The organism is Pseudomonas sp. ANT_H12B, assembly GCF_008369325.1.
Taxonomy (GTDB): Bacteria; Pseudomonadota; Gammaproteobacteria; order Pseudomonadales; family Pseudomonadaceae; genus Aquipseudomonas.
Window position 1 is genome coordinate 246,965 of record NZ_VOBI01000009.1, and the last position, 9,140, is coordinate 256,104.

Consider the following 9,140-nt stretch of genomic DNA (forward strand, 5'->3'; position numbering starts at 1 on the left):
AATCACGACTGTTTCTGAATTACTTAGACGAGACTGAATCATGGCCCTCGACATTCACGCTCACCGCATCCTGATCCTCGATTTCGGTTCCCAGTACACCCAGCTGATTGCCCGCCGCGTGCGTGAAATCGGCGTGTACTGCGAACTGCATCCGTTCGACATGGACGACGAAGCGATTCGCGAATTCGCGCCGAAAGGCGTCATTCTCGCCGGCGGCCCCGAGTCCGTGCACGTAGCCGACAGCCCGCGCTGCCCGCAAGCAGTCTTCGACCTGGGCGTACCGGTCTTCGGCATCTGCTACGGCATGCAGACCATGGCTGAACAGCTGGGTGGCAAGGTTGAAGGTTCCGAGCTGCGTGAGTTCGGTTACGCCCGTGTCGACGTAGTCGGCAAGAGCCGCCTGCTCGACGGCATCGAAGACCACATCGACGCCGACGGCCTGTTCGGCCTCGACGTGTGGATGAGCCACGGTGACAAGGTCACCAAGATGCCACAGGACTTCCACATCCTGGCCAGCACCCCGAGCTGCCCGATTGCCGGCATGTTCGACGACGCTCGTGGCTACTACGGCGTGCAGTTCCACCCGGAAGTGACCCACACCAAGCAGGGCGGTCGCATCCTCTCGCGCTTCATCCTTGATATCTGCGGCTGCGAAGCCCTGTGGACGCCTTCGAAAATCGCTGAAGACGCCATCGCCAACATTCGCGCCCAGGTCGGTACCGATAACGTATTGCTCGGCCTGTCCGGCGGCGTTGACTCTTCGGTGGTTGCTGCACTGCTGCACAAAGCCATCGGCGACCAACTGACCTGCGTCTTCGTCGACAACGGCTTGCTGCGCCTGCACGAAGGCGAGCAAGTGATGGCCATGTTCGCCGAGAACATGGGCGTCAAGGTGATCCGCGCCAACGCCGAAGACCAGTTCCTCGACAATCTGGCAGGCGAAAGCGACCCGGAGAAGAAGCGCAAGATCATCGGCCGCACCTTCATCGACGTGTTCGATGCCCAGTCCAACAAACTGGACAACATCAAGTACCTCGCCCAGGGCACCATCTACCCGGACGTGATCGAGTCGGCTGGCGCCAAAAGCGGCAAGGCTCACGTGATCAAGTCGCACCACAACGTGGGTGGCCTGCCGGAAGAAATGAACCTCAAGCTGGTTGAACCCCTGCGCGAGCTGTTCAAGGACGAAGTCCGTCGTCTGGGCCTGGAACTCGGCCTGCCGTACGACATGGTCTACCGTCACCCGTTCCCGGGCCCGGGCCTGGGCGTGCGGATCCTCGGTGAAGTGAAGAAGGAATACGCCGACCTGCTGCGTCGCGCCGACCACATCTTCATCGAAGAACTGCGCAAAGCCGACTGGTACCACAAGGTCAGCCAGGCCTTCGTGGTGTTCCAACCGGTGAAATCGGTTGGCGTTGTTGGCGATGGCCGTCGCTACGCTTGGGTCGTGGCCCTGCGTGCCGTTGAAACCATCGACTTCATGACCGCGCGTTGGGCGCACCTGCCTTACGAACTGCTGGAAACCGTCAGCGGCCGCATCATCAATGAAATCGAAGGCATCTCTCGCGTCACCTACGACGTGTCGAGCAAGCCGCCAGCGACCATTGAGTGGGAATGATCCCGCGCAAGCCTTGATGGCTTGAACGCTGCAACAGCAAAAGCCGTGTGAAATCAGATTTCACACGGCTTTTTTGTGGGCGGGTTACAGCGGTTTCGACCAGCCCCCAAGACTCAAGCCTATGCTATCGAGTCCCTGTAAAAGCTCTTTAATGCTGTCATAGCGTTTTCCGCTGACCAAAGGCCAGTTCGGACGTTCGATGTAATAACGACCCCTGTCTGTCTGGATGAGTGTGCGCACGAGCTCTTTGGTGCGGCTGCGATGCACCAGAAAAAGCATGCGCGGCTGCTGTTTCAAGGAGTACATGCCATGGTGCGGCAACAGCGCTTCGAATTCCGTCATGGTGTGCGCGGTCCATGGCGTTTCCATTTGCAGACGCAAATCGCCTCTGACCAGTGCAGGGCGATCATTAACGTCACCGCCCATGGGCAGAATTTTCCCCGGGTCGACTTCGATGCCGCTGGAAGCCCCTTCGGCGACGTCTTCAACGCGAATGCCGATGGCTTCTTCCAGCTCGCTGACCCCGGCAACGCCTTCGAAGGTGTTGGAGTGGGAATTGCCCATCAGCGCCACCCATTTATGTGCACCACGGACAGCCTGGTCGGCACGAATGATCGACCTGGCAAAGTAGTTCATCATTTTTTGCCGCGCGGTTTCGTCGACAACGCGTCGCTGGCCGGAAGTGATCTCCATTCCGTCGATTCTGTAGCTCGCCATGCAATCGATGGCCTGTATACGGATTCGCTGCTTTTGCGCTTCTTTGACCAGTTCCAGGAAGGTGTAGCGTTCGAGTGGATCGGTCATGTGTCCGATATCGAGCACACTGAGATAAGTCTCCAGTTCTTTGGGCATCACACCGGTTTCGAAAAAGGAATCCAGCGCGGCCTGATGAAAATCGGTCAGCAGGTGTTCCATGTAGAGCGTTTTTACATGTTTACCGGCCAGCAGTTCCATGTTCTCGATCAGCCATTGTTTGCTGCCGATCGCGTCATGGCTCTCGCCGATGATCAGTCCTCGGCCGTGCTCGAGAATTTTCTCGATAGTTTCTTCAGCAGTGGCCTGGGGATTCAATGATGGAACAGGCGGACGCTCAGGCAATTGGAGTTCGGCATAGAAACGCTTGGCATCTTGATAAAGGCGCTTTCTGATTGCCTTGAAATCCCGATAGGGGTCGTATTCCTGGAGGCTGTCGAAGACGTCTCGCAACGCCTGATCATTCAACCCTGCCGCGCTTTTTTCCAGGTGCGGTCGTAACCGGGATGGCACCTCGTATTCGGAGGCGGGTAATAGTGCGCCAGATACTGGGTCGGGCAAACGTGTCCCGCTTGTGCCGGGGGTCGCCGGCGTTTTGCCACCGCCCTTGAGTCCCAAACGTGGCATGGTTTCCCACTCTCCGTCGGCGTTCAGGCGAACGGGGATCGAACCCGAGAAACTATTGGGGTTTTCCGGATCGACGATTGCCCAGTGTCCGGGCCCGTTAAGGTCGGCTTCAAAGCGAACGTAGTAGGCCATGTCGTTCATCATGATTGCGGTCGAAGGGTTGGAATGGAGTCGGTAGATTCCTTGGTATTTCCCCGGCTCGGCGCCGAGTGTTTCACCCTCGAGCAGTTCATTGGCTTGCCAGTTGTCGGGCACCGAGGGGTGTTGCTCGATGCCAGGGTTTGTCGATTCGAGTTCATCAATCAGCGCTCCCGCCCCTGCTGATTCGGGAGGGGTGGTCGGCGACGTGGGTTGCTCGATGGTCTCGGTGATTTCCGCCAGGTCCGCAGGCCAGCCCACTGCCTTCATGCCTTTTGCGACCAGCGCTTTTTTCAGTTCGTCGAGGTTATCCACCGTCATGGAGTCGTAGGCTGGGCGAAGCGGAGTATCCAGATTGAGCCTGCCTTCGGGGGTCATCCTGATCACGCTGTCTGCCATGCGATTTTCGGCATTGCGATAAACCACCAACAGGCTGCTTCTGTAGCGCTGAAACGTGAACATTCCCTGCTCCGACAATAACGCCCTCAGGTTTTGCGGGGACCTGTACGCCCATGGCGTTTCCAGTTGCAGCCGCCAGTCGCCCCTGATCAGATCCTGAATATTGTCGAGGTCGGGCGAACCAACCACTTCCTCGACGGGGGAGTCGGGGTAGTCCGCATATTCCACCGACAGACCGGGATCCGAGCCGATGGGTTGTGCCTGTCCTGGGGTTACGTCATCGATACGTACGCACAGCGCATCGGTCTGTTCGCTGATACCCCGGTAGCCTCTGAAGGTGGCCATGTTTTGCTGATCCACCAAGGCAATCCATTTGCCCGGGCCTTTCAATTCTTCATTGAAACGAATGACCTCACTGGCAAAAAAGCTCCTCGACATTTGATTGTTCGGGAACGGGTGGAGCGAGTCTTTATTGATGTTGTAGGTCGTCGTCATGTCGATGGCTTGGACGCGGACGCGCTCGGCATTGGCAGCTTTCACCAGTGACAGAAGATTGAATTTGCCCGCCGGATCGTTCCCGGCCCTGAAGTCGAGTCTCTTCAAGTAGCTTTCCAGCTCTTCGGACATTTCCCCGGTGCGAGCGAACGCATCCAGGTCGAGCTGATTGACGTTGGCCAGCAGCTCCTGCACGTACAGTGTTTTCACGCCACTGCGCGCCAGTTTCGGCATCTCTTCGATGAGCAATTGCTTGCTGCCGATACTGCCCCGGCTTTCACCAATGACCAGCCCGGGTTTTTCCGCCAATGCTGTCTCGAGCAGTTGCGTTTGTGTTTCGATGGGTACCGTAGTCAGTACTGGCGCGCGGGGAGTCGGTGGATGACGCTCGTACCATGCGCTTGCATCGCTGATCAGGTTTGCGCGGGTTTCTTCCTGAGCCAGATCGAACTCGCTAATGACTTCGACGTCTTCGTCGATAGGGGACATGAACACACTGCGGGCGCCTTCACTGTCAGCATTGGGTTCGAGCACACTGCGTACGTCTATTCCACCGATCGTCCATATCCTTCTGAAGCGAGCCTGGACGTCTACTCCACCCAGTGCCCACGACCTCATTTCGGGGTCGTCGAGCCCGGGTAAGTGAATACCTGATGAGCGAGCCCATTCCTCGACGATGGTCTCGCTCGTTGCGCCTTCGGCAGTTACCGGTGGTACGTCCATGCCGCCCTTCAAGCCCAGACGAGGGGTGATTTCCCATTTACCTTCGGCGCCCAGCCGCACGGGAATCGAACCTGTGAACGCATCGGGATTGGCCGGGTCGACAATGGCCCAGGTGCCAGGGCCGTTGATGTCTTTTTCAAAGCGTACGAAATAAGCGCTGTCGCCGAGTTTGATGGCGGTCGAAGGGTTGGAGGGGAGTCGATAAATACCCTGCAACCTGCCCGGTTCCCGAACCAATGTTTCATCGGAGAGGACCTCGTTGATCTTGAAGGTGTCCGGCACCGGCGAAGCGGCGTCCCGGCGCACGTCTGGTTCGCCGTTCGATAACTCAACGGGCGGCTCGGGTGTCGGGTTTGGGGTTTTGGTTGGCTGCGCTGAGTCAATCAGGTCAGACATCTCTTTCGCTTCGGCGGCCTCAACTCCGGGACCTACCTCCTCAAGCGAACCCGGACCTTTGAGGACGAGCAGGTTGAACAGTAAATCAATGCCGCTGAGCACCGCACCAAGGATTCCAGCCTTGCGTTCTTGGGTGTTTTTGGCATTGACCGCCTGATCAATATTCAGGCCCAGGCTGGCGATGCTGGCACCGATGACCGGCAGTGCCACCGGTGCGCCGACGACCGCCATCGGACCGAAAACTTTCACACCGGCGCTGAGGTAACCCATCCACAGCTTCTTGCGTAAATCGCCATTGGAGGTCAGAGAGCGTTCAGCGTCTGCGAACATCGTGGCTTTGGTCGAATCGCGCAACCAGGTGAAGGCATCACCGGTAATAACCTGGTTTTCCTTGTTGATCATCAAATGGTTGTAGGTGCCCCACGACCCCACCAAGCGGTTCATCAGGTCGGTAATGTTCTCGGCTATTTCCTGACGGGTTGCCAGGGAAAAATGCGCCATGAATACCCGGCGCGCATCTTCCTTGTTCATCTGCTGCAACATCCAGTAGTGCATGTCCGTTGCGGTTTCCAGCACCTGAAAGGGGTTGATTTCACCGGGCAGGTAAACGATCTGCCGACCTTTGGCCGCGACAAAGCGAAGAATGTTTGCGGCGACGTAGCCATCGACATCCAGCTTGCGAACACTGTCGGGGCAGGGATGTTGTGCTTCCAGCAGCTGTCGGCTGACCGGCCAGGTGATCGGGCCGATGACGGCATTGGTGACGAATCGGAAATCGTCGTCACTCAACTGGCGTTTGTCGCGGGCCTGAACGGCGTTGATGAGGAAATTGCACTTGGCCAGAGTACGAAAATCGGTACCGGAATTGTTCCAGAAGGCAGTCAGCCTCTCGGTGTACAACGAGCTGAAATCGATGCTCCAGAAATCCTTCAGCACCTCGTTGCCGTGCAGACGCACTTCGTTGGTTTCATTGAAGGTGCCGGCGCTGGGCCCCGCGGTATAGAAACCTCCATACACGTCCAGTAGATCGGCGTTGTCCTGGTCGGCGACGCGAAACCGGTGGATTACCAGTTGCGTCAGGGTCATGGAGGAAGTCGGCGTTGCGTTGACATGTTCCCAACCGGTAAAGGCTTTCGAACTGCTTTGGGACGCGTCAAAGCGGTGGAAGTACACCAGATCCGGATCGAGGCCGGTGATGGCGTACTTCTTCAGTAAATTGCTGGCCACCTCGTGAGCCGTGTCTTGCAGGCTGGGGCAGGTCTGGATGACGGTGGTGGCGATCACCTTGAGCGCAGCCTTGTCGGCGGCATTGGGCAGCGGGCGTGTTTCTGTCGAGTTCATGCACTCTCTATCCTTGAGAAATGGGCCGTCGAGAGTGGCCCGGTTGCTCAAGGAAGGTGCACTACATAGTTATGCTTTTTGGCGATTCGCCAGGGTGTAGTGTCAGCGTCTGGCCACATCGGAAAAGTAGAACTTGTCCAGCGTATGCCGCGACTCGGTGTACTCGAACTGTCGACCGTCCTGAAGGAAGGTCTGGTTGCTGACCACGATCACGTGGCTCTGGCCGTCCAGGTCCAGGTGTTGCTGATCGTCCTTGCTCCGGGGCACCGCTTCGATGGTGCGTTGCGCATAAGCGATCTGCAATTGCAGGGTTTGCTCGATGAAGGCGTAGATCGAGTGTTCGGCGATGTCACGGGACAGGCCGGGAATCACATCGCTGACGAAATGGTTGATGTCGAGAATCACTCGTTTGCCGTCGATCCGCCGCACCCGTTTGATCCGCGTGATCAGGCTGCCTTCTTGCGCCTTGATGTGTTCCAGCAGAGGACCTTCGAGAGAAATCTGGCTGAACTCGACCACTTCGGTGCTGACGTTGTTCCCCAGACGCGGATACGTCTCCTGGAAACTGACGATGCCGCCGAGCTGAAACTCGATGGGATTGGTCGACAGTACAAAGGTGCCTTTGCCGTGGACTTTCTGAGCAAAACCGCGCTCCTGAAGCTGCTCGATGGCCTTGCGCACGGTGCCGCGACTGGCCTGATAGCTCTCCATCAATTCGGTTTCGGAGGGCAATCGGGCGCCGCGTTCCAGACGTTCGGTCGTGATGCTGGCAAGCAGATCGCTGTAGATCTGATTGTATTTACTCATGGGATGGCTCTGTGCCGCGCTGTACTCAAGGCTTTGAACCTTAAGGGCAGGGTGGGGGTTTGTCCATGCGGCTTTGGATTTCATGCGTTATGGAGGTAGGAAATGTCGCCTCCGGTCGGGTTATGGATAAACAAAAACAAACTCGTCTGTACGAGTTGTTGCTTTAACTCGTACAGACGAGTACTTTTCGTTTCGGCGTGCTGCCAATAACAAAAAACTACAGCGGAAGATCAAGCATGAGCCACGACTATCCGAATATCGTCACTGAGCTGCTGCAAAGCCTCGGTGGCAGCGACAACCTCGAGCAGGCCGCGCACTGCGTCACCCGCCTGCGCCTGGCCCTCAAGGACCCGAGCCTGGTCAACAGCGGCACCTTGAACCAGATCGACCTGGTCAAAGGCTCGTTCTTCACTGGCGGCCTGTTCCAGGTGGTCATCGGCCCGGGCGAAGTGGAAAAGGTCTACGCCGAGCTCCGCCGGCAAACCGGTCTCGCCGCCTCGACCATCGCCGACGTCAAACAAAAAAGCGCCGACAAAATCAACGCCATGCAGCGGCTGGTGCGGGTGTTTTCCGACGTGTTCATGCCGATCCTGCCAGCGTTGGTCGTTGCCGGCCTGCTGATGGGCATCAACAATCTGATCGGCGCCAAGGGCATGTTTATCGAAGGTCAGACCCTGCTGGACGCCTATCCGAAACTCGACGGGCTCTGGAGCCTGATCAACCTGATGGCCAACACCTCGTTCGTGTTCCTCCCGGCGCTGGTGGGCTGGTCGGCGGCCAAGCGATTTGGCGGCAGTGAAATCCTCGGCATCGTACTCGGCCTGATGCTGGTGCACCCGGACCTGCTCAACGCCTGGAACTACGGCAAAGCGGTGGCCGGGCTGGACGGGCAGAGCCTGCCGTACTTCGACATCTTTGGTTTGTTCCAGATCGAAAAGGTCGGTTATCAGGGGCAGATCCTGCCGATCCTGCTGGCGGCTTACGTGATGAGCGTGATCGAGAAATGGCTGCGGGCGCGGGTGCCAAACGCGGTGCAATTGCTGGTGGTGCCGATCACCACCATCGTCGTCACCGGCGTGCTGGCGCTGGCCGTGATCGGCCCGGTGACACGGCATCTGGGGATTCTGATCACCGAAGGCGTGGTCATGCTGTTCGACCTGGCACCGATGGTCGGCGGCGCGATTTTCGGGTTGCTCTACGCGCCGCTGGTGATCACCGGCATGCACCACATGTTCCTTGCGGTCGACTTGCAGTTGATCTCCACCCAGGGCGGCACCTTCATCTGGCCGATGATCGTCATGTCCAACCTCGCCCAGGGCAGCGCCGCACTGGCGGTGTTCTACATGACCCGCAATGCGCGAGACAAAAGCATGGCCTCGACCTCGGCGATTTCCGCTTATTTCGGCATCACTGAACCGGCGATGTTCGGGGTCAATCTGCGCTACAAATTTCCGTTCTATGCGGCCCTGATTGGCTCGGCCCTGGGTTGCATTTTCCTGTCGCTGAACAAGGTCCAGGCGTCGGCGATTGGCGTTGGCGGGTTGCCCGGTTTCATCTCGATCATTCCGTCGTTCATTCCGATGTTTGTGATCGGGATGATCATCGCCATGGTCGTACCGTTTGTTTTGACCTGCGGGTTGAGCATGAAGATTGTCCGGCCGGGGTATCGGGTTGCCTGATAGATCGTATTCGTCGGATCGCCGCCCGGAGCAGGCTCGCTCCCACATGGGAATGCAATCAACTGTGGGAGCGAGCCTGCTCGCGATGAGGCCCTAAGGGCCTGTACAAAACTTACTGAAGGAATAGCGCCATGCAAGACTGGCAACGTTCGGTCATCTACCAG

Annotated in this window: 4 protein-coding genes; 2 read left to right on the forward strand and 2 right to left on the reverse strand. The window is 57.9% G+C overall.

Translation table 11 applies throughout. From position 1 onward, the window contains the following. The first annotated feature begins 40 nt into the window (after positions 1-40). The gene (gene guaA / locus FQ185_RS16400; RefSeq protein ID WP_074873964.1) at positions 41-1,618 is read left to right on the forward strand and encodes a glutamine-hydrolyzing GMP synthase; all 1,578 of its coding nucleotides are present in this window, start codon (positions 41-43) and stop codon (positions 1,616-1,618) included. An 84-nt stretch (positions 1,619-1,702) separates the two neighbouring features. On the opposite strand, the gene FQ185_RS16405 is transcribed toward guaA, so the two are convergent. Together FQ185_RS16405 and treR are read right to left on the reverse strand one after the other, a co-directional pair. Next, positions 1,703-6,490 carry a membrane-targeted effector domain-containing toxin gene (locus tag FQ185_RS16405; RefSeq protein WP_149418312.1) on the reverse strand — a complete coding sequence of 1,596 codons (4,788 nt, stop codon included), beginning with the start codon at positions 6,488-6,490 and terminating at the stop codon, positions 1,703-1,705. Positions 6,491-6,592: 102 nt separating this feature from the next. Then, positions 6,593-7,297, reverse strand: a complete 705-nt coding sequence (gene treR, locus FQ185_RS16410; RefSeq protein WP_149418313.1) for a trehalose operon repressor — start codon at positions 7,295-7,297, stop codon at positions 6,593-6,595. Between the two features lie 236 nt (positions 7,298-7,533). On the opposite strand from treR, the gene treP reads away from it, so the two are divergent. Further along, on the forward strand, positions 7,534-8,976 hold the full coding sequence (treP, locus tag FQ185_RS16415) for a PTS system trehalose-specific EIIBC component (RefSeq protein WP_149418314.1): 1,443 nt from the start codon (positions 7,534-7,536) through the stop codon (positions 8,974-8,976). Positions 8,977-9,140 lie beyond the last annotated feature (164 nt).